This is a genomic window from Exiguobacterium sp. TDN 0502 (assembly GCF_050846835.1).
GTDB lineage: Bacteria > Bacillota > Bacilli > Exiguobacteriales > Exiguobacteriaceae > Exiguobacterium_A.
Genome location: NZ_JBOZGJ010000003.1, coordinates 51,246 through 72,768 on the forward strand (window position 1 = coordinate 51,246; position 21,523 = coordinate 72,768).

Below are 21,523 nucleotides of genomic sequence, written 5' to 3' on the forward strand. Positions count from 1 at the left end.
TTACATGGATTTCGTAATTAACTTGATGTTTTTCGAGAAATATTCGACGCCCGAGTAGATCGTCAAGATGAGAGCAAGCCACATCGTGATGTCTGCAAACGGAATATTCCAGATCGCAAAGACGATATCGTGTAAAAGATAGGCAGTGATCGATGTCAACTGAACCCATGTCTTTGCTTTCCCTGAGTTTCCGGCAGCAAGGACGATGCCCTCGTCAGAAGCGACGAGACGCAGACCTGTCACAGCGAACTCGCGACACAGAATGATGACGACAATCCAGGCAGCGACGAACTCAAGCTCTACAAGATAGACGAGTGCCGCAGCGACTAACATTTTGTCGGCTAATGGATCCATGAATTTTCCAAAGTTCGTCACGAGCTGTTGCTTGCGAGCGATATAACCGTCTAACCAATCTGTCAGTGAAGCAACGAGGAAGATGATGGCTGCAACGAAATGTGAGACCGGAAGCTCTGCTCCGAGTACGTCCCACTGTCCCCAGTTCGGATCAATCGCAAGTACGATGACGAACACGGGAATGAGTAACACACGTAATACTGTCAATTGATTCGGTAAGTTCATATGACGCCCTCCTCCTTTAGTTCATTATGTAGACATTACCTTCTAAAAGAAGGCACGCCGTGTTACGGCGTGTCTACTTTCTTCAGATAGATGTTTTGGACGAGAAGCGAACGGTCCAGTTTCAATTCTTGGTCATTGACGACGATCTTATCAATTCCTTTGATTGAACCGATCCGGATCCGGATCAGGTCCGTCTTTGCATCTTTTACGACGATCGGATTCGGATCCGATGCATTGATGTGATCAGGTGCAAGTGCCTCTCCTTCAAGTGATGTATCACGAACACCAACAAATGGGGACGGAGACGCATCCTTTTTGACTTGAATCGAGACGCTCATCAAATCTTTCGTCGCCACTTCATACGTGACATCCTGACCCGAAGTCGATGTTGCGGCAAGTGCCTCTTTTTTCGGTTCTTCTTTTGGTTTCTCTTCTTTCGCCGGTTCTTCCTTCGGCGTTTCTTCCGTTGTTGCCGGCACATCCGTTTCCTTACTCGGTGCATCCCCTTTATCAATCGTCACATCGTTTTGTTGCGGTGCCGATGTTTTCGCCTCTTCATTGCCATCGAGGAACATCTGTAAGCCGTAATACAGCGCGGCGCCAATCGCAAAAATCAATACGATGATGATGATGTTCGGAATCCAGCGCGTTGCGACACTTTTCTTCGGTGCACTCGATTTCGAATAGGTCGCACGCCGTGATAACTCGACGACCGGTTGTGCTTCTGGCTCCGGAAGATCACGCTTATACGTCGTAAACACTTCATCGACGTCAAGACCGAGTGCTTCCGCATATGTCTTGATGAAGGCCCGGGCGTAGAACGCTCCCGGTAATTGATCATAATTGCCTTCTTCAATCGCGACGATATACCGCTTTTGAATCTTCGTCGTCGTTTGAATTTGTTCGAGAGAGACGCCTAACGCCTCCCGTTGCTCCTTTAAGTAGGTTCCGAGCTCGGTCATCGGTAACACACCTTCCATTTTTCATACTTATTCAAAGTTGAACCAATCATTTCCACCATGGGAACGAGGTAGTTCAGTCACAATGATTTCTTCTGTCGTGTTGCGCAATTCAATGATGTAATCAAAATCATCCCACGTATATTCACTTGATTTGACGAAAGCATCCGGATGTTCGACGATTTTCGTCGCCGGAAGTCGCATGACTTCGCGCAGAATCTGCCAATGCCGTTCATCGAAATTCCGTTGCGAGACTAAGGCATCGATGATATAGACGTAGTCCCCGGTCCGCTCGTCATCAAATAGAGACGTTCGTACGGTCTGTTTGATCAACGTCGAAGACAGGAATAGCCATTTCTTGTTTGCACTGACACTTGCTGCAACGATCGATTCCGTCTTTCCGACACGCGGCATACCACGGACACCAATCAACAAATGACCGTCCTGCTTGCACAGTTCCGCCATGAAGTCGACGAGAATCCCTAAATCTTCCCGGACGAAGCGGAACGTCTTGCGCTCATCACTACTTTGATCGATATAACGACCGTGACGGATTGCGATCCGGTCCCGTAGTTTCGGCTTTCGTAATTTGATGACCTCTATGGTTGACATCGTCTTGAGAATAGCGGCGAGTCGCGGAATTTGATCCGGTTGTTTCGTTTGAAGCAACATACCGCGTCGTTGATGATCGACACCGTTGATCGTCACGATCGAAATATGCAACATTCCCATCAACGAAGCAATGTCCCCGAGTATACCGGGACGGTTGACCTTTAATTCATATTCGAGATACCATTGCTCGAACTCACTCACACGCCCATCCTCCTCTACTCATACGATTATCCATTCCTCATGTTAAATGATTTTTTGAAAAATGAAAAGCATTCCGGAATTGAAATTCCAACACTTACATCCACGCACCATCGATTTTAAGGATTGCTCCGGATACGTAAGCCGACTCGGGCTCAATCAAGTACTGGATCGCAGAAGCGATTTCCTCTGCTGTTCCGAAGCGTCCGGCAGGAATCTCGGCAATGGCTTCGCTCTTCTCTTCGTCGGAAAAAATCGCATTCATCGGCGTATCGATCCACCCCGGTGTAATGGCGTTGATTCGCCCATTCATCGCCCCGAGTTCCTTACTGTATGCCTTGATGAATCCGAGTTGCGCTGCCTTACAAGTCGAGTAAACGACCTCGCCGGCTGCGCCCTGTTCACCGAGAACACTGCTGATGACGACGATTGCGAGCGGTGCATCGAACGGCTTTAATCGCGTCAAGAATTGGCTGATCCGCATCATGGCGTCGACGTGCAGTTTCCACAGTTCCTCCATTGAACCTGCGGACTGATCAATCAACAATCCGCTGTAGCTCGTACCGGCAGCATGGACGAATGCATCGACAGCCGGCAACGCAGCACAAAATGTCTGTAAGTCCTCTTCAATTGCTAAGTTCGCCGTCAGGACTTGGTGTTTCCCTGTCCATTCCTCTATCATCTGCTCTAAAAGCGCCTCTTGTCGATACGTCTGAAGCACCAATTCATGTCCGGCGGCAGCGAGTCGTTTCGCTGCCGCAAGACCTATGGCGCCACTTGCACCTGTTATGAGAATACGCATCAGGCATACGGTTTGACGATTGAAATCGCACGGTTTTCGATCGCAAACAGTTCATCGAAGCGCGCTTCGATTTCTTCTTTCGTGATAGAGGCAATCAACGTCGGAAGTGTGAACAGATTCGTTCCAGCAAGCGCATGACGTGAGAATTGATTTGCGATGAATTCCGGTGAATTCAAAGCACGCAGGAATTTCCCTTGCATCATGTTCCGCTTGCGGACGACTTCCTCTTCCGTGAATTCGGGACGTGTTGACAATAACGTTTCATATGCCTGAATGAACTTATCGGGATCTTCCGTCTCCATGCCGAACGTCGCAAACGCAAACTCCTCTTCGCTTGAATAGTCGAAGCTGAATGTGTCATCGATCAATCCTTCTTCGTACAGCTCTAAATACGTCGAGGATGTCTGGTCGAACAAGAGATGAAGCAATAACTCACTCGTCAACTCACGACGGACTTGCGCTTCGCCGCGGACTGATTCATCCTTGTATCCGATCAATACCTTCGGCGTCTTGACATCGAGTTCAAGTTCGAAACGCGGGCGATGCACGCCGTGCGGCTCCTGACCATAATCGCGTTCGATCGCCGGACGATCCGTATAATCCTTTTTCGCTTGGTTCGCTTTGATCAATGCAAGTGTCTCTTCTGGATCGATATTACCGACGACGAACAAGACCATGTTCGATGGGTGATAGAATGTCCGGTAACACGTATAGAGATCATCCGCCGTGATTTGATTGATTGATTCCGGTGTTCCCGCAATGTCGATCCGGACCGGATGTTTTGCATACATCGATTCAATCAAACCAAAGAACAGACGCCAGCCTGGATTATCCTGGTACATCTGGATTTCCTGCGTAATGATCCCCTTCTCTTTTTCAACACTTTCCGGCGTAAAATAAGGATCTTGAACGAAATCGATCAATGTCTCGAGATTTTGTTCAATCAGCGACGTCGCCGAGAACAGATAGGCTGTCCGTGAGAACGAGGTAAAGGCGTTCGCGGAAGCACCGAGGCGACCGAATTCCTGGAAGACATCGCCTTTTTCGGATTCGAACATCTTATGCTCCAAAAAGTGGGCGATGCCGTCCGGGACCGTGATCCACTCCTCCCCTTTCTTGAATCGTTGATCGATCGAGCCGTAACGTGTCGTAAACGTCGCATATGTTTTTTCATAACCTTTTTTTTGCAACAAATAGACGGACAAGCCGTTATCGAGCTGCTCATGGTATACGGTTTCATCTGTATCGTGATAGGTCAATTGTTCCATCATGCTTCACCTCGCAATAGATATACGGCATCCAGTTCGATTGCCGCTGCCAGTCGGACGACGTCTTCACGTGTCGCCGTCTCGATGATATGAATTTCATCTTCAAGGGTCAGTCCCCGCATCTTCGAACCATTCAGCCAGCCAATCAATTGTCCCGGCTGATCAAGAATTTGCCGGCGTGCATTAATCAGCATCGCCTTTGTCTGTGTCAATTCCTCATCTGTAAATTGTCCTGCTTTCAAATCAACAAGTTGTTCTACGATGATTTTCTCGGCACGTTCCGCTTCTTTCGTATCAACTCCGGCATAAACGTAGAGGGCACTGTTCAGTGCCGCATACCGGGAAGCCGCGTAGTAGGCAAGACTCTCTTTTTCGCGGACATTCATGAACAGTTTTGAATGCGGGAATCCACCGAATAGACCGTTGACGATTTGCATCCGGATGGAATCCGCGGATGTCGGATCAACTGCTACACGGTATCCGAGGTGCAGCTTCCCTTGTTTGATCGGTTGTGTTTCGCTCGATCGCTTTACACCACTGACTGTTTTTTGGGCAGGAATGTAATGGCTGACTTTCTCGGAGTGAGATGGTAAGAACGACAAAGCCTCTTCCATCTCTTCTTGCGTCACCTGTCCGACGATGAAGACATCGATTCGATCGTCCTCGATCATCGAACGGTATGTATCGCGTAAAGACGACGGGGTGATCTGTTCTAACTCTTCGAGTGTACCGAGTGACGGAAGCGAGACAGCTTCGCCCGGTGCCATCAATTCAAGCAACCGCTGTTGGGCATAGCGCATCTTGTCGTCATACAAGGAACTGATCCGTAACGCATGGAGGCGTTTTTCCTGTTTGACGAACTGTTCGCGGAAACCGCCTTCCGTCAAATCGGGATACAAAACCATCTGTTCGAGCAATTCAAGGGCTTCGTTCAATAAAGACGGGTGATGAACCAAATCCCCACGTACGACATCGAGCTGGAATGAAATGACATGTTCTTCCCCGAATTTCGACGCATCCGCGTACAGACCTGCGTCATATAACGTCTCAAGGGGCTCCCGCAATGCTTTCATCGATGGATAGACAGCTGTCGACTTTTCCATGATATACGGTAAGATCGCACGACTTGTCAGCGTGCTTGCTTCTAGCGGTGCTGAAAATGTGACGAGAACCGTCGTCGTCTTGAATTTATCGGTCGGAACGACGTGGAACGTCGTTCCTTCCTTTTTCCATGTGCTAAATGACTGACTCATTACTCTCCATCCTTTCGTTTGAATACATGAGCGCTACGGACGTATTCAATATCTGCTTTTTGATTGACCGCGTTCTCGTAACGGGCGGCCGTAAAAAAGAAATCGCTCAGTCGGTTGATGAACGGTAGCAGGTGCGCTGCTTGCGGCACTTCAATCATCGAACGTTCGACGCGACGGCAGACCGTCCGCGCGACGTGTAACGTTGCAGCCGCTTCCGTGCCACCCGGCAAGATGAATTTATCGAGCGGAGGTGACAACTCCGTCAGACTATCTATCCAACTTTCAAGATCCGTCGTCGCTTCTCTGCTGAGGCGGGATGGTCGAGGTTCGACATACATCAGATCACTACCGCAATCAAACAGGGCATGCTGGATGACCGTCAATTGTTCGCGGACTTCGATCGATGTCGCTTTCGTCCGGGCAAGTCCGACGAAGCTGTTCAATTCATCGAGCTCTCCCATCAAACTGATCAATCGATCATTTTTCTTTACTCTGCCACCAACGAGAGACGTTTCCCCTTCATCGCCGGATTTCGTATAAATCTTCATCTGCATTCACTCCTATAGCGAAAGGAAGCGACTCATAATGTTCGCTTCCTTTGTTTTTTCGGTAATCGGATTCGGAAGGTCGCGCCTTCTCCGAGGCGGCTGTCGACTTCGACTTCCCCTCCGTGGGCTCGAACGACGTTTGCGACGATCGCAAGACCGATCCCCGTACCCGTCTTTCCACGTGTTCGCGCCTTGTCCGCTTTATAGAAGCGGTCGAAGACGAACGGCAGGTCCTCTTCCGGAATACCGTCACCTGAATCGATGACGGATAAAGTAATGTTTTCCCTATCTTCATCAATCTTAATCTTGATTTCTCCATTCTCGGTATACCGTAAAGCATTACCAAGGAGATTCGTCAACACCTGCTCCATCTGATCAGGATCGGCATCAAACTCGATGTTCGGTCCGGAAACTGCGAAGCTGACCTTCTTGTCGCGCCCCATCTGCTTGAACTTCTTAATGACCCGTTCTGCGAAGGAGACGGCTTCAACGGATTCAATCCGTAATTCCTGATACCCCGCTTCCATCCGGGCGAGATCAAGTAGATCGTTGACGAGACGGGACAAACGTTGCGACTCATCATAGATGATGGAGGCGAATTCTTTCGTTGCCTCGTCACTTTCGGTCATCCCGTCAACGATTGCTTCCGAATATCCTTGCAGCATGACGAGTGGAGTCCGCAGTTCATGACTGACGTTCGCAACGAAATCTGCGCGCATCTTTTCAAGTTGTTGCGCTTCCGTCATGTCCCGCAGAACAGCGACCGCTCCGATCTGTTCTTCCTGCTCGAGCAACGGACTGACGATGATGATATAGAATCGCCCTTCCCGTTCGAAGGAAACCGTCATTTCCGTCTCTTCCTGCATGACGGTCTGGAATAGTTCGATCAGTTCATCCGGTACCGGCGATCCGGCAAGAAAAGCTTCAGCCGGTGGATTCGTCGCGAGTAGCTCGCCGGATTTCGCGAACGTCAACACACCGTCTGCCATACAGCGCAGAATCGAGGAAAGCAAATGCCGTTCCTTATCGAGATCCGTCACGTATTGGTTGAGCTGACTGCTCATCTCGTTAAAGGCAAGCGCTAAATCACCGATTTCATCGCGCGAACGTTGCGTTAAACTTTGATCGAATTTCCCTTCCCCGGCCTCGACGACAGCTTGACGGATCGTCCGTAACGGTGCCGTGATCCGTGTCGAAAGGAAGAAGGCGAAGACCGTCGTCCCGATGATGGCTAACAGGACACACAACTGAATAATTTGACGTGCTCCTTCGTTTGCTTGTTCGATGTTCGTCAATTGTTCAATCAAATAGATCGTTCCGTTGCCATTATCCGTAATGAGCGGTGCCCGGTAAGCGAGCGCCGCTTTCCCGTCGAACGTCTCGTAATTCCCGATCGCTGTCTCGCCTTCTTCGCCATCGATCGTTTTCCAGTTCTGACGCTCGAGTTCCCGGATGATCCGGTTCGCCTGCGTTTGTGAGATATTCGCTTCAACGGAATCATCTTCAGTTTTAGCAATCAGTGTCGCCCCGTAGATATCCGTAATCTCCACTGCGGTATTTGATCCTGCTTCAATCCCGGAATGCGCCTGAAAAACGGTCTCGACCTGTTGACCAAGTTTTGCGAGGTGCCCCCGCTCCTGTTCGATATGAAACGAGTTAAAGAATTCGAGCAATAAAATCGTCAAGGCGATCAAGACGACGGAGACGAGTAACAGAATCGTCCCCCATAATTTAATGACGACACTTTGCAACCACTTCATCGTCAGGTCGGACTATTCTCGAACTTGTATCCGACACCCCAGACTGTCGTAATCATTTGGGCGGCGTTCGGCGACAGACGGTTCAGTTTTTCACGCAAGCGCTTGACATGCGTATCGACCGTCCGGAGGTCACCGAAGAATTCATAGTTCCAGACTTCCTTCAGTAGTTGTTCCCGCGAGAAGACCTTATCGGTTTGTTTTGCTAGGAAATAAAGTAATTCGTACTCTTTCGGCGTTAAATTGACTTCCTGTGATTCAACCGTCACGCGATGGGCATCATTATCGATCGTCAAGTGAGGGAAGACAATGACGTCCTTCGTCTTCGCATCCGTATGAAGGAACTTCGTCGCGCTAGCACGGCGCAAAATTGCTTTCACCCGTAAGACGACTTCACGTGGGCTAAATGGTTTAACGATATAATCATCAGCGCCCATCTCAAAACCATGGACACGATTCGTCTCTTCGCCTTTTGCCGTCAACATGACGACCGGTGTTGCTTTCGTCTTCCGCAGTTCTTCACAGACTTGCATCCCGTCCATCTTCGGCATCATCAGGTCGAGGAGAATGACATCGTATTCTGTCTCAAGCGCCATCTCAAGCGCCGTCTCTCCATTGTCTGCTTCCTCGATCGTGAAATTTTCGCGTTCTAGATACATCTTCAACAGGCGACGAATCCGTTCTTCATCGTCGACGACTAAAATACGTGCTTCTTCTGACATGCTGTCTCCTCCTATGAACTAAACTCTACTCCTCTATCCTACTACTCTTTTAGTATACTATGAAACGAAAAGAATGGCTTCTCCTGGCTGATTTCTCCTTAGAGGCACTCTTTTCTCATATCACGACGAAAAAGCAGCGGACCGTTTCGGATCCGCTGCGTTTGTTTCGTATTATGCGTACGAGTGTAATCCCGCTACGACGAGGTTGACGAAGACGAGGTTGAACATGATGACGGCAAACCCACCAACACATAACCAGGCTGATTTTTTACCAATCCATCCGCGCTGGATGCGCATGTGAAGATAGAATACGTAAAAGAGCATCGTAATCAGTGCCCACACTTCTTTCGGGTCCCAGCCCCAATAACGGCTCCATGCCATTTGCGCCCAAATCATCGCAAAGATCAGACCGCCTAAGATGAAGATCGGCAGACCGATGGCAATTGCACGGTAACTGATCTCATCCGCTGTCTCAAGGTCAATCTTCCGCGCAATCGGTTTCAGGCTTTCTGCGACCCGTTTACGAAGAACTACGAACCGGAGCAATACATACAAGACGACTCCGCCGATGATTGACCATAAAACCGTATTGACCTTGTTCGCATTCAAGAAGTTCGGTAATTCGATGACGGCACCTGAACCGGATAAGACTTTTCCGTTTTCAGGACCAGTCAAAACAGGCATCGTGTAGTCATGGGTCATCGTTGCACCGTTTTTCGCGACGTACTCGATCGTCGAAGCTGAGCCTGTCGCTTTGAACAATAGACCGACCAGGATATAACCGACGACACAAGTAAGCGAGAACATGACGATCTCAAGCCACGTCCGGGTTTTCGATTCCTTGCTGAAATCCGTTGCATGGACCAGATAGAGCAGCCCTGTCGCAAAGCTGACGGCCAAAATCCCTTCACCGAGTGCAGCCGTCGTGACGTGGATCTTGAGCCAGACGCTTTGAAGTGCCGGAATCAACGGTTGTACTTCATCCGGGAACATCGAAGCATAGGCGATGACGAGCAAGGCAACCGGCATCGCAATCAAGCCGAGGACGTTATTTTTATAGATGGCATAGACGATCAGGAACCCGAGAACCATCATCATGCCGAAGAACGTCGTATATTCGTATAAGTTCGAGACCGGGACGTGTCCTGCTCCCGCCCAGCGCGTGAAGAAATATCCGAGCTGTGCCAGGAAACCGATGATCGCGAGCGTATAAGCGATCTTACCAGAACGCGTCGGTCCTTTTTTCCCGCTCGTCGCTACAGCGAAAAATCCTGTACTGACGAGGTAGACAATGAATGACGTAAGGAGCAGATTACTGCTCAATTGAAGCAAGTTCATTTAGCTTCCCCCTCTTCCCGCAACTTTTGTCGATCCTCAAGTTCTGGTAGATCAACTTCCGTCAGCGCGAGATTTGCTTCTTTTTGAAGCCCAAGTGCATTTTTGTTCGTAAATCCGGCAATCTGAATCCGACCGTTCTTCTCCCGTAGCCAGAGGCGACGGTGCGGCCAGTACATGCCGATCAATAGACCTGCCATGAAGATGATTCCACCTGCAAACAGGAATGGGAGCGTCAAATCTTTTTTGATCCGGACACCGGAGATGTTCGAGAGTTCCGTACCGGCGAATGCCATCTTGTACTGGTTCTCATCCCCACCGACGTTCAATTTGATTCCGATCAAGCTCCGTTCCCCTTTCGGATGTTCGGGAGACTTGATACTGAAGACGAATGCCGGATTGACCGGACGCCCAGAGTTCGTTGTCGGTTGCCCATCCTTGACGACGAAGTCTGGCAAGAAGTCTTTTAGCTCGACTTCATAGCCGTCTTTTAACGCATACGTTTCTTTCGGATCACGCAAGTCGACCTTGATCGTATCGACGACTTTGTCCGTTTTTTGATTGACGATGTTGAATGACATCGTCTTGAATTCAGGATCTGCCGCGTATTGTTCTTGGAAGACCTGATAATCATCGAATTCAAACGGTTGGTTGACAGCCGTCTCACCCGACTTGATTTCTTCAAGCTTCGGTTTGAAATCCGATGTCTCGCCGACACGTTTATATAACGTCATCTTCGTGTCATAGTTTTTCGGTACACTTCCACCCGCCGCTTCAAGCGATTTCTTGAACTTCGCATCGACTTTCTCAGGATCGTAAAACTCGATGTTGAACGCTTCGTTTTTCAAATAGTATTGATTATCCGTCGCCTCGATCGGCAACGTCTCGCCTTCGCGGAGCCAGAGCAGTTCATCTTCATGCATACCCGGAACGATCCGGAGCATCGCTCCACCGAAGAAGAGAACGAGACCGATATGATTGATGTAAGGCCCCCAGCGACCGAATCGCTGTTTCTCAGCCAAAAGAGCTCCGTCCTGCCGACGGATTTTATACCCTCTTTTCTCGAGCAATGGTGCAATCGCATCGATTTTTTTGACGTCTCCAGCCGCTTCAGCGCCAAATCGCTGACCGTTCATGAAACGGTCCGACTGGATGACCGGTTGTTTCTTCAATGCCCGATAGAGCGGGAAGAACCGGTCGATGGATACGATGATGATCGATAGTAATAAAAGGGTAATCAGTCCGATATACCACCAGGATTCAAACAGGTTGTGGAATCCAAGCGTGTAATAGATATCACCTGCTGTACCGTATTCCTTTTTATAAAACTCTTCCGGTGGTGTCGCCTGCGGAATGTACATCTCTTGCGGAAAAATCGTACCGACTCCGCTTGCGATGATGATCAAGGCGATCAACCACAGACCGACTTTGACGGACGAGAAGAACGTCCATGCCCGGTCGATCCAAGACGGATTTTTACGTTTCGAACGAAGTTCTGCTTCCTCGTAACGCATATCCAGTTGTTTGAATTTTTCTTGCTCCTGCATCCTTAAATCCCCCTTCGATGCGTTACTCGTTCGCCTTCTTCACCATCTCTTCCAGCTTCGCCTGATCAATCTCACCTTCATATTTCTCGACGACCTCACCTTTTTTATTGATGATGAACGTCACAGGTAAGTTATAGATTCCGTAAGCCTTCTCGACAGAACTGTTCGTATCCATGAGGATCGGATAGTCCGTTCCACCGATATCCTTGATGAAGCTTGAGACCCGAACTGGCGTCTCCCCGACGTTGACCGCTACGAAATTGACACCTTGATCCTGCATCATCTTGTAGTTGTCATTGATCAAAGGCATCTCTTTTTTACACGGTTCACAGAATGTGCCCCAGAAATTGAGTAAAAGTCCTTTTCCTTTGTACTCATCCATTTTGTGCTGTTTCTCACCGTACAGATCAACGAGCGCAAAACCAGGTGCATCATCACCTGCCATGACACGACCATTTTTATCGCGTGTCGCTTGATCGACGAACTGCATGATGACGAGCGCTCCTGCGAACAGGACCATCGTCATGATCATCAAACGCCAGAAGGACCGTTTCTTCTTTTTTTGCTGGGCTGCCGCTAAGCGTTCTTCCGGATTTTGTTTCGTTTTTTTCATATTTTACCGCCTCCACCCATATTGTACTTGAAATCGCTTAAACGTTGACGAAATGTGAAATTCGTTAATCGTTTTGTCACAAAAAAAGAAAACTCAACCCGGAGGATGAGCTTCTCGCTTTACAAATTAACGTTTTTTTGTGTTCTTACGTCTTTTCGTAGGTGGAGCGGCTGGATCCGCTAGCTCACGCAATTGATTGACTTCTTTTTTTGAAAGTTCACGCCACTCGCCAGAAGTAAGACCAGCAAGCGTCAAGAAACCGAACTGTTCACGTTTTAACTTCAATACTTCCGATCCGAGTGTCTCGACCATTTGACGGACCTGGCGGTTATGCCCTTCGTAGATGACCATTTCAAGGATTGCCGTATTTTTTTTCTTATCGATATCACGCATCTCGACACGCGCTTTGCCCGTCTTGAAGCCATCCGGTAGGACGACACCCTTCTCCAGTCCTTTGACGTGGAAGTATTCCGGTACACCTTTAATCTTCACGATGTAACGCTTCGGTACCTTGTACTTCGGATGAAGCAGGAGGTTCGAGAATTCTCCGTCGTTCGTCATTAATAGAAGACCACTCGTATTGTAGTCAAGACGACCGACTGGGAAGACACGGTGCCCCGGTGGTACGAGGTCAACGACCGTCTTCCGTCCTTTATCGTCTTCCACCGTCGAGACGACACCTGTTGGTTTATAGAGCATGTAATAGACGTGCTCTTCCCGCTCAAGCTTGACACCGTCAACTTCGACTTCCGCACGCGCTCCGACTTTTGTTCCGAGCTCCGTAATTGTTTTACCGTTCACCTTGACACGACCTGCTGTGATCAATTCCTCTGCTTTACGCCGTGAAGCGACACCTGCTTGCGCGATGATTTTTTGTAACCGTTCCATTAATTCACTCTCTCCTCTAATGAAGGATCATTCCGGAAGAAGAGATCGCCATCCGACTCGAACGTTTCTTCGAACTCGAGTGGCGGTAACTCTTCGATGCTGTTCAGACCGAAATGGTCCAGGAAATGATCCGTCGTTTTATACAATTTCGCGCGGCCGACACCTTTCGCGCGGCCCGCTTCTTCAATCAAACCTTTTGCACTTAACGTATGGATGACGCGTTCCGTCTTCACACCACGGACGACCTCGATGTCGGCACGCGTGACCGGTTGTTTATAGGCGATGATGACGAGTGTCTCCATCGCCGCTCGAGACAAGGAATCTTCTGCAAGCGAACCCGCATACGCCTGAATATACGGTGACATCTCTTTTCGAGTCACCATCTTAAAAACACCACCCGACTCCACGATCTGCAGCACACGTTGTTCCGCTTCGAACGTCGTCTGAAGAGCCAGCAACTGCTCACGCGCTGCCGCTTCACTGATTTCTAACGCTTGACTGAGACCGCGCGGATCGATGCCGTCATCTCCGACGACGAATAACAGGCTCTCAATGATCTGTTCATACGCCAATCTGACTCTCCTCCTTCACCATGCTCCGCAACAAGATGTCATCGGTCATCTGTTCACAATCAATGACCCGTTGCTTGACGAGTTCTAGGACGGCGAGGAAACTGACGACCAGTTCTTCGACCGTCGGTTGCTCCGCAAAAAAGCCGAAAAATGTCGTCCGCTCCCGGGTCGCGACGTAACGGGCAACGGATTCCATCTGTTGTTCAAGAGACCGTTCCTCCCGTTTGACCGTCTTCGAGCGACGGACTTTCCAGGCTTCCCGTTGGCGCATTTTTTCGTAAGCACGTAATAAATCACTCAGTGATAACGTGCCGTTGTACTCTTGTGCGTCCGTTTCGAGATAACGCATCAAATCCTCCGGTTGTTTCGAGAACAGCTCAAGGCGTGCCTCTTCCTTTTCTTTCAGGACGAGTGCGGCTTCCTTATACGCCTTATACTCGATCAACTGTTGGATCAGACCTTCCCGTGTCGGTTCCTCATCGAAATCAGGAATCTCGTCGTATTCCGTCTGTTCGATCGGCAAGAGTTGTTTGCTTTTCAGTTGCAACAGCGTCGCTGCCATGACAAGATATTCACTAGCAACATCAAGTTCAAGATGCTGCATCGCACGGATATAGGACACATATTGATCCGTCACCATGGAAACGGATATATCATAAATATCGATTTCTAATTTACCAACCAAGTGTAACAGTAAGTCCAGCGGGCCTTCAAACGCATCCATCTTTACACTGTATGATTCCATGATTCTCCCTGCCCATCAACGTTTTTTGCGCCTTAGTATACCATACAACGGGTCGATTCGACTATGTTATATTCCAAGGAAGAGGTGATTCGATGAATCCGATTGAACGATTCGTATTTGAATTCAACATCCGGCACGACTACTTCGAGTGCCATGAAATCTTAGAGGAAGTCTGGCAAGATGGCAAGCGTCAGGATGAGGCACTTGTCGGCCTGATCCAGCTCGCCGTCGCCCGCTACCATCACCGCCGGGGGAATCAGACCGGTGCACAGCGGACGTATCAAAAAGCATTCGATAAGATTGAACGCCACCGGGCAACCCTGATCGCGTCCGGGATTGACGTCTCCCGTTTGCTTGATCAGCACGACCATTTCACGGAGCCGGTCTATCGACACATTCCATTGCCGGTCTTCCCAGACGTCATCCGGACCGTCGCCCTTGAAGCGACAGCGCCTGATCTCGATTTCGTGACCCATAAACACCGCTTACGGGACCGGACGGACGTCGTCACGGCACGTCAGGAAGCGCTACAAAACCGAAGAGACCGGTCCATCTGAGCCATGGACCGGTCTTTTTATTGATTTTTCCATTTGTCGACGAGGCGTTGTGTCTCTTCGGTCGCACCCGTGATATCCGTCCGCAGGAGCTTGACTGCTTCATCGAGTAGGAGATACGACATGCGTTCCCCACGAAACGACGGCGATAACGCGATATGCTTCAATTCAGCATGGCCATCCATTAATTGAAACCCGATGATACCGACGAAATCCTCATCTTGTTTGTACAAATACAAGCGTTGGTCTTCTTCCTGTTCATAGGCTTGAACCGTTTCAAGCAAATACTTCGGATCCTTCACTTCGCACGAAAAGGCGATCAGCCCCATCGCGGTCCGTTCATTCAACTTCTTATATTTTACTAGCATGTGATTCTACACCTTCCTAATTTCAACAACTCTCAGGATCATGAACGACTGAGACTCATTCATTCTACACCTTCTGACACAGAATTACTGCACTTTTTTCATAATCCATCAAAAATGCAGGAGTCCGTCGCGTGACGTCCCCTGCATCAGAATCACGCTTGTTCTTCCATCACCTGGATGAAGGCACGCATGTAATCCGGTAAATCGGGCGGACGACGACTCGAGACGATATGTCCGTCAACGACGACAGCCTCGTCATGCCAAATCGCACCGGCATTCGTCATATCATCCTTGATCCCTGGTGTACTCGTGACATTAACACCGTTTAAGATGCCGGCAGAGATCAACACCCAACCAGCATGGCAAATTTGGCCAATCGGTTGTTTGTTCTGGTCAAAGTGACGGACCATATTCAGGACAGAGTCAAAGCGACGTAACAAGTCAGGTGACCAACCTCCGGGAACAAGAATCGCATCGTATTCCGAAGGGTTGATCTCGTCGAACGTTTTATTCGATTTAATCGGAACGCCATACTTCCCGATATATGTCTCATCCGCTTTCTCACCGACGATGTCGACGATTGCGCCTTCTTCCCGCAAGCGATGGACTGGATACCATAATTCTAAATCCTCGAAGTCATTGCTGACGACCTGGATGATTCGTTTTCCTTCTAAACGCATGCCAAACACTCCTTTTCGAGTTACCTTCCCTTACTGATTGTACCCGGATCTAAAAAAAGAAAAACTCCTCTTCGAACGTCCGAAGAGGAGCAAGAACTTACGCTTCGACGCGGATTTCTTTGATGCCAGCGCCTTGCTTCATTTTTTGAGCGTGCTCGAGACCTGAAGTCACTTGTCCGAAGACTGTGTGTACGCCATCGAGATGCGGTTGTGGCTCATGTACGATGAAGAACTGGCTTGATCCTGTGTTACGACCAGCGTGTGCCATCGAGAGTGAACCGGCTTTGTGTTTGTGTGGGTACGATGTTGACGTTTCGCAAGGAATCGTTTTCCCTGAACCGCCTGTACCGTTTCCGATCGGGCATCCGCCTTGTGAGACGAAGCCTGGGATGACACGGTGGAAGTTCAATCCATCGTAGAAGTTCGAGTTTGCAAGGCTTTCGAAGTTTTCAGTCGTGATCGGCGCTTCATCGTTGAACAATTCGAATTCGATTTTATTTCCATCTTCTAATAAGATATGACCAGTTTTTTGCATGTTTGACCAACCTTTCGTGCTTTTCAGCAGGAGATTCGTCACGATTCAAGATCGTGATTCCATGGTACAGTGTACCAAATTTCAAGGCGTCGTGCAGTCCTTTTTACTCGACGGCCGCCTCTAACACATCGAGTGTCACCGAATCCGTTGCTTCGACACGAATTTGAATTCCATTCGCAAGTGTCGCAACAGGATCCGTATGTCCGAAGTCTGCATCAAGAATAATCGGGAAATCGTAGCCGCGCGTCGCACGCAGGATGATGTCTTTGAGCGGAAACTCCGGATCAAAATCGACTTTGCGCGGGAAACGTCCGACGACGAGTGCTGCAATCTTGTCATAGGCACCCATGTGCCGCAATTGCGTGAAATAGCGGTCAATCGTTTCCGGTGTCTCACTTTCGTCATCCTCAAGCATCAAGACGACACCGTCAAACGATGGCAAGTAAGGTGTTCCGGCAAGCAGTAAAAGTGTTCCCGTGTTCCCCGTCAAAATCGGACCTTCTGCGACACCGGTCTTGACGATCGTGTATCCCTCGTTCGGCTGATGCTCTCTTCTTCGGTCATCCGCGACATCCCAGCGTAAGATTTCGTCCGTCCACTCCTCGGACGCTTCGATCCGGCCGATCGGCTCCGTCTGCATGAACGTACGTTTGAACGATTCTTCGGTATACGGATCAAGACCATCGAATTGACCGAACTGCGTCAGTAGCGCGGGTCCGACGAACGTCGTCAATCCTGTCTGCTGATAGATGCCCGCAAAGAGTGCCGTGATATCACTGAAGCCGACGAAGATCTTCGGATTTTTACGAATCAGTTCATAATCGAGTTCATCGAGCAACTGGTGCGAGTTAAATCCGCCGACCGTTGAGATGATCGCCTTAATCGACGGATCTGCGAACGCCATATGTAAGTCCTGCAGACGTTCGCCGATCGTTCCTGCCGTATGACTATGAACAGCTGTTACGTTCGGCATCAAGACGACTTCGAAGCCCATTTTTTCAAGTGTTGCGATACCGCGGGCAAGACGACGCGGTACGTATGCTGCGACAGCAGACGCCGGCGAGACGATGGCAATCTTATCCCCTTTTTGTAAGCGTGGTGGTTTCACGAAAGTTCCCCCTTTTTCATTACAAGTATTTCCAGTATAACAAACCGAATAGGAACCGCGCACTCTCATTTTTTCCATCCATCTTACAGCTTCACGAAGAGCGAATCTCCGTTCTCAAGCAATTCTCCTTTTTCCGAAACATAATCGACCTTGACTGTCATATGTTGAAGAATCTTTTGTTCGCGCAACGACTTTGCCCACGCTTTGATTTGCGCTTTATCCTGTAGGAGTTGCGTGTAACGCATCATTCTTTTGATATTCGGAAGAAAAATCAAAGGAGCGTTTTGTTCATTCGACATCGCTTCCTAGGGAAAAACAAGCAAGAGCGACCCTGCAACAAAGTGAAGCGGCGCGATGCTTGTCCCAGGAAAACGATGCGAGACGAACAAAAAGTGCAATCCTTCTCGTTAGAGAAAAATTGCACTTTGTCTTCAGTCTCAAGTAGCGGACGGAGTCCACTACTGAGATATTGCGTATCAAATGGATTACTGAATGACAGCGTGAACGAGCGGACGTGCTTCCGGTTTCGTTTCACTGATGTGGTACGCGTGATCCATTTTTTCGATTGCTTGATCGAGTGTTTCTTTGTTTGAACGAAGTGTTGCGATGACATCGCCGACTTCGACACGGTCGCCGACTTTCTTGTGTAACGTGACGCTTGCTGCGTGATCGATCTCATCTGCTTTCGTCGCGCGTCCTGCACCGAGGATCATCGCTGCAACACCGACTTCGTCAGCGATGATTTCAGAGACATAACCTGCTTTTGAAGCGACGAATGTTTTTTCGTATTTCGTTTCAAGTGCTTTTGTCATGTCGTCAACGAGTGACGCGTCGCCACCTTGAGCTGCGATGAACTTCTTGAAGACGTCAAGTGCTGCGCCGTTACCGAGACGCGTTTCGAGATCGGCATATGCTTCGTCGAACGTCGGGTAGAACTCACCGAGGACTGCCATGTGTGATGCAATCGTCAAGGCGATGACTTTCAAGTCACGAACATCTTTTCCTTGAAGGACTTCGATCGCTTCTTTGACTTCGTTTGCGTTTCCGATCTCAAAGCCGAGCGGTTGATCCATGTCCGTGATGACGGCAACCGTCTTACGATTGACACTCTTACCAATCGAAACCATCTCTGTCGCGAGTGCCTTGGCATCTTCGAACGATTTCATGAAGGCACCAGAACCCGTCTTGACGTCAAGGACGATGCTGTCTGCTCCTGCCGCAATCTTTTTCGACATGATCGAACTTGCGATCAATGGGATCGAGTTGACCGTTGCCGTGACGTCACGAAGGGCGTAGAGTTTTTTGTCTGCAGGCGTCAGGTTACCCGTTTGACCGATGATCGCCATCTTGATGTCGTTGACTTGTGAGACGAACGCTTCTTCTGAAAGCTCGACGTCAAAACCAGGGAACGCTTCGAGTTTGTCGATCGTTCCACCTGTATGACCGAGTCCACGACCGCTCATCTTCGCGACCGGAATACCGATTGACGCAACGAGTGGTGCGACGATCAGACTGATTTTGTCACCAACCCCGCCCGTCGAGTGTTTGTCGACTTTTTTCCCGTGGATACGTGAAAGGTCGATCACGTCGCCCGAGTTGACCATCGCCATCGTCAAATCAGCGATTTCACGATCTGACATTCCTTGATAGAAAATCGCCATCGACATCGCTGACATTTGGTAATCCGGGATCTCACCATTCGTGAATCCTTCTACCATTGCTTGAATATCAGCTGTTGCGAGTTCGCCACCGTCTCGTTTTGTTGCAATCAAATCTACCATACGCATAATCTAGTTCCTCCTCAGGAGTGGTTTGTGAGTTTTAAAACAGTCGTTACATTTTTTTGATCGAACCGCGAACGAGTGATAGGAAGTGTGCCCGGACACGTTCTGTCGTTTCGATGACTTCATCATGGTGTAACGGTTGATCGAGGATACCTGCTGCCATGTTCGAGACACATGAGATCCCAAGGACTCGCATGTCTGAATGACGGGCAACGATAACTTCAGGGACCGTCGACATACCGACGACGTCGCCACCAAGCATCCGGGCCATCTTGACTTCTGCTGGCGTCTCATACGTCGGACCAGTGTTTCCGAAGTAGACACCTTGACGGACACGAATTCCGAGTTCATCTGCTGTTTCCTGTGCAAGACGAAGTAATTCCGCATCATACGGCTTCGACATATCCGGGAAACGTGGTCCCATCTCGTCGACGTTCTTCCCAATCAATGGGTTCGTACCGAAGAAGTTGATGTGATCCGTGATCAACATCAAATCACCTGGTTCGAACGCTTCGTTACATGCGCCCGCCGCGTTCGTGACGATCAATGTCTCGACACCGATCGCTTTCATGACGCGGACAGGGAATGTGACCATGTCCATCGAATATCCTTCGTAGAAGTGGAATCGTCCTTGCATCGCAACGACTTGTTTCCCTTCAAGAGTACCGAAGACGAGTTGTCCCGCGTGTCCTTCGACCGTTGATACCGGGAAGTTCGGGATTTCATGATATGGAATCGCGATCGGGTTTTCGATCTCATCCGCAAGGACACCCAGTCCTGAACCGAGAATCAATCCGATTTCCGGTTTTGCCTGCATCTTGCTTTCTAAAAACGAACGTGTTTCATTCCAGTTGACTGTCATCTGAATCGCTCCCTCGAATTATAGTTCTGTTAAAAAGCTTGTTCCATGTGCCGGCATCTTGACGCCGAAGTTTTCTGCGACCGTCGCTCCAAGATCAGCGAACGTTTCACGGATACCGAGCGGTTTAGCGACACCGTTCTTGTGATAAGCAAGTAGTGGCACGTATTCCCGTGTGTGATCCGTTCCAGCGTGAACGGGATCGTTTCCGTGGTCTGCCGTGATGATCAAAAGATCGTCTTCGTTTAAGCGAGCAAATACTTCCGGAAGACGTGCATCGAACTCTTCGAGTGCTTGTCCGTAGCCTTGCGGATCACGGCGGTGTCCGAACAACGCATCGAAATCGACAAGGTTTAAGAAGCAAAGCCCGTTGAAATCACGATCGAGTTGCGTCACGAGCTGATCCATCCCGTCCATGTTCGACTTCGTACGGATTGCATCCGTGACACCTTCGCCGTCATAGATATCAGCAATCTTACCGAGCGAGATGACATCGAGTCCTGCCGTCTCAAGTTCGTTCATGACCGTCCGGTCGAATGGTTTAAGTGCGTAATCGTGACGGTTCGCTGTCCGAACCCACGCCCCTGCTTCACCAAGGAATGGACGCGCGATGATGCGACCAAGCATGTACGGGTCATCCCGTGTGATATCACGTGCGTATTCACAAATCCGGTACAGTTCCTCTAATGGCACGACTTCTTCGTGTGCTGCGATCTGAAGAACAGAGTCTGCCGACGTATAGACGATCAAGGCGCCTGTCTCGACATGTTCTTGTCCGAGTTCGTCGAGAATTTCCGTCCCTGAAGCCGGTTTATTACCGATGATCTTCCGTCCTGAGAACTCTTCCAAGCGATGAATCAAATCATCCGGGAATTTTTCGAAGACACGAAATGGTGTATCGATTCGCAGTCCCATGATCTCCCAGTGCCCTGTCATCGTATCTTTCCCTGCAGATACTTCCTGCATTTTTCCGTATGCCGCAAGCGGTGCCTCTTCAGCTGAGACGCCTTCGATCGGTTCGATATGCGAAAGTCCGAGCTTTGCCATGTTCGGCATGTTGAGCCCGTTACGTTCACGCGCGATGTGACCGAGCGTATGCGAACCAAGATCTCCGAATTGTTCAGCGTCCGGTGCTTCTCCGATACCTACGGAGTCCATGACGATCAAAAATACACGTTTAAATGATTGAGCCATTTTCTGTTCCTCCTATATACGAACTATAGTTATGCGATTCCCG

General features: G+C 49.4%; 24 protein-coding genes. 1 reads left to right on the top strand and 23 read right to left on the bottom strand.

The window, feature by feature from the left end; genetic code table 11:
- The 15 genes from pgsA to ACRPK8_RS04935 all read right to left on the bottom strand — a co-directional run bounded on the left by pgsA (nt 1) and on the right by ACRPK8_RS04935 (nt 14,398).
- Entirely contained in the window at nt 1-579 is a 579-nt protein-coding gene (pgsA, locus tag ACRPK8_RS04865) for a CDP-diacylglycerol--glycerol-3-phosphate 3-phosphatidyltransferase (protein ID WP_432237183.1), read from the bottom strand.
- Nucleotides 580-641: 62 nt separating this feature from the next.
- Nucleotides 642-1,559, bottom strand: a complete 918-nt coding sequence (locus tag ACRPK8_RS04870) for a helix-turn-helix domain-containing protein (RefSeq protein WP_432237184.1) — start codon at nt 1,557-1,559, stop codon at nt 642-644.
- 9 nt (nt 1,560-1,568) lie between these two features.
- Nucleotides 1,569-2,351: a DUF3388 domain-containing protein gene (locus tag ACRPK8_RS04875; protein ID WP_023467698.1), complete on the bottom strand. Its 783-nt coding sequence runs from the start codon at nt 2,349-2,351 to the stop codon at nt 1,569-1,571.
- A 94-nt stretch (nt 2,352-2,445) separates the two neighbouring features.
- Entirely contained in the window at nt 2,446-3,150 is a 705-nt protein-coding gene (gene ymfI / locus ACRPK8_RS04880) for an elongation factor P 5-aminopentanone reductase (RefSeq protein WP_432237185.1), read from the bottom strand.
- The gene (gene yfmH / locus ACRPK8_RS04885) at nt 3,150-4,421 is read right to left on the bottom strand and encodes an EF-P 5-aminopentanol modification-associated protein YfmH (protein ID WP_432237186.1); all 1,272 of its coding nucleotides are present in this window, start codon (nt 4,419-4,421) and stop codon (nt 3,150-3,152) included. The genes ymfI and yfmH overlap by 1 nt, the downstream gene beginning before the upstream one ends.
- Complete coding sequence (gene yfmF, locus ACRPK8_RS04890; protein ID WP_432237187.1) at nt 4,418-5,671, bottom strand: EF-P 5-aminopentanol modification-associated protein YfmF; 1,254 nt, start codon at nt 5,669-5,671, stop codon at nt 4,418-4,420. The genes yfmH and yfmF overlap by 4 nt, the downstream gene beginning before the upstream one ends.
- Entirely contained in the window at nt 5,671-6,219 is a 549-nt protein-coding gene (locus ACRPK8_RS04895) for a cob(I)yrinic acid a,c-diamide adenosyltransferase (RefSeq protein ID WP_432237188.1), read from the bottom strand. Before ACRPK8_RS04895 ends, yfmF begins: the two co-directional genes overlap by 1 nt.
- Nucleotides 6,220-6,251: 32 nt before the next feature.
- Complete coding sequence (locus ACRPK8_RS04900) at nt 6,252-7,979, bottom strand: ATP-binding protein (RefSeq protein WP_432237189.1); 1,728 nt, start codon at nt 7,977-7,979, stop codon at nt 6,252-6,254.
- A 2-nt stretch (nt 7,980-7,981) separates the two neighbouring features.
- Nucleotides 7,982-8,698: a response regulator transcription factor gene (locus ACRPK8_RS04905; RefSeq protein ID WP_035408876.1), complete on the bottom strand. Its 717-nt coding sequence runs from the start codon at nt 8,696-8,698 to the stop codon at nt 7,982-7,984.
- Nucleotides 8,699-8,869: 171 nt separating this feature from the next.
- Nucleotides 8,870-10,036 (bottom strand): c-type cytochrome biogenesis protein CcsB, encoded by a 1,167-nt coding sequence (ccsB, locus tag ACRPK8_RS04910; RefSeq protein WP_432237190.1) that lies wholly within the window; start codon nt 10,034-10,036, stop codon nt 8,870-8,872.
- Nucleotides 10,033-11,580, bottom strand: coding sequence for a cytochrome c biogenesis protein ResB (gene resB, locus ACRPK8_RS04915; RefSeq protein ID WP_432237191.1), 1,548 nt, complete (start codon nt 11,578-11,580; stop codon nt 10,033-10,035). The genes ccsB and resB overlap by 4 nt, the downstream gene beginning before the upstream one ends.
- Before the next feature lie 22 nt (nt 11,581-11,602).
- The gene (locus tag ACRPK8_RS04920) at nt 11,603-12,193 is read right to left on the bottom strand and encodes a redoxin domain-containing protein (RefSeq protein WP_432237192.1); all 591 of its coding nucleotides are present in this window, start codon (nt 12,191-12,193) and stop codon (nt 11,603-11,605) included.
- A 126-nt stretch (nt 12,194-12,319) separates the two neighbouring features.
- Nucleotides 12,320-13,081 (bottom strand): pseudouridine synthase, encoded by a 762-nt coding sequence (locus tag ACRPK8_RS04925; RefSeq protein ID WP_432237193.1) that lies wholly within the window; start codon nt 13,079-13,081, stop codon nt 12,320-12,322.
- Nucleotides 13,081-13,653 (bottom strand): SMC-Scp complex subunit ScpB, encoded by a 573-nt coding sequence (gene scpB / locus ACRPK8_RS04930; protein ID WP_023467687.1) that lies wholly within the window; start codon nt 13,651-13,653, stop codon nt 13,081-13,083. Before scpB ends, ACRPK8_RS04925 begins: the two co-directional genes overlap by 1 nt.
- Complete coding sequence (locus tag ACRPK8_RS04935) at nt 13,643-14,398, bottom strand: segregation/condensation protein A (protein ID WP_432237194.1); 756 nt, start codon at nt 14,396-14,398, stop codon at nt 13,643-13,645. The genes scpB and ACRPK8_RS04935 overlap by 11 nt, the downstream gene beginning before the upstream one ends.
- A 92-nt stretch (nt 14,399-14,490) precedes the next feature.
- Between ACRPK8_RS04935 and ACRPK8_RS04940 the strand changes: the two genes are divergently transcribed.
- Nucleotides 14,491-14,955 (top strand): DUF309 domain-containing protein, encoded by a 465-nt coding sequence (locus ACRPK8_RS04940; protein ID WP_432237195.1) that lies wholly within the window; start codon nt 14,491-14,493, stop codon nt 14,953-14,955.
- Nucleotides 14,956-14,972: 17 nt separating this feature from the next.
- Here ACRPK8_RS04940 and ACRPK8_RS04945 read toward each other — a convergent pair whose 3' ends face one another.
- The 8 genes from ACRPK8_RS04945 to deoB all read right to left on the bottom strand — a co-directional run bounded on the left by ACRPK8_RS04945 (nt 14,973) and on the right by deoB (nt 21,480).
- Nucleotides 14,973-15,320: a GNAT family N-acetyltransferase gene (locus tag ACRPK8_RS04945; RefSeq protein WP_432237196.1), complete on the bottom strand. Its 348-nt coding sequence runs from the start codon at nt 15,318-15,320 to the stop codon at nt 14,973-14,975.
- Nucleotides 15,321-15,472: 152 nt separating this feature from the next.
- The gene (locus ACRPK8_RS04950; RefSeq protein ID WP_432237197.1) at nt 15,473-16,000 is read right to left on the bottom strand and encodes a type 1 glutamine amidotransferase domain-containing protein; all 528 of its coding nucleotides are present in this window, start codon (nt 15,998-16,000) and stop codon (nt 15,473-15,475) included.
- A gap of 97 nt (nt 16,001-16,097) precedes the next feature.
- The gene (locus tag ACRPK8_RS04955; protein ID WP_410502771.1) at nt 16,098-16,535 is read right to left on the bottom strand and encodes a peptidylprolyl isomerase; all 438 of its coding nucleotides are present in this window, start codon (nt 16,533-16,535) and stop codon (nt 16,098-16,100) included.
- Nucleotides 16,536-16,638: 103 nt separating this feature from the next.
- On the bottom strand, nt 16,639-17,643 hold the full coding sequence (locus tag ACRPK8_RS04960) for a S66 family peptidase (RefSeq protein WP_432237198.1): 1,005 nt from the start codon (nt 17,641-17,643) through the stop codon (nt 16,639-16,641).
- 83 nt (nt 17,644-17,726) lie between these two features.
- Entirely contained in the window at nt 17,727-17,891 is a 165-nt protein-coding gene (locus tag ACRPK8_RS04965; protein ID WP_432237199.1) for a hypothetical protein, read from the bottom strand.
- A gap of 237 nt (nt 17,892-18,128) precedes the next feature.
- Complete coding sequence (locus ACRPK8_RS04970; protein WP_029341182.1) at nt 18,129-19,430, bottom strand: pyrimidine-nucleoside phosphorylase; 1,302 nt, start codon at nt 19,428-19,430, stop codon at nt 18,129-18,131.
- A gap of 46 nt (nt 19,431-19,476) precedes the next feature.
- The gene (locus ACRPK8_RS04975; protein ID WP_029341181.1) at nt 19,477-20,289 is read right to left on the bottom strand and encodes a purine-nucleoside phosphorylase; all 813 of its coding nucleotides are present in this window, start codon (nt 20,287-20,289) and stop codon (nt 19,477-19,479) included.
- An 18-nt stretch (nt 20,290-20,307) separates the two neighbouring features.
- Nucleotides 20,308-21,480: a phosphopentomutase gene (deoB, locus tag ACRPK8_RS04980; protein ID WP_432237200.1), complete on the bottom strand. Its 1,173-nt coding sequence runs from the start codon at nt 21,478-21,480 to the stop codon at nt 20,308-20,310.
- Between the last annotated feature and the right edge of the window lie 43 nt (nt 21,481-21,523).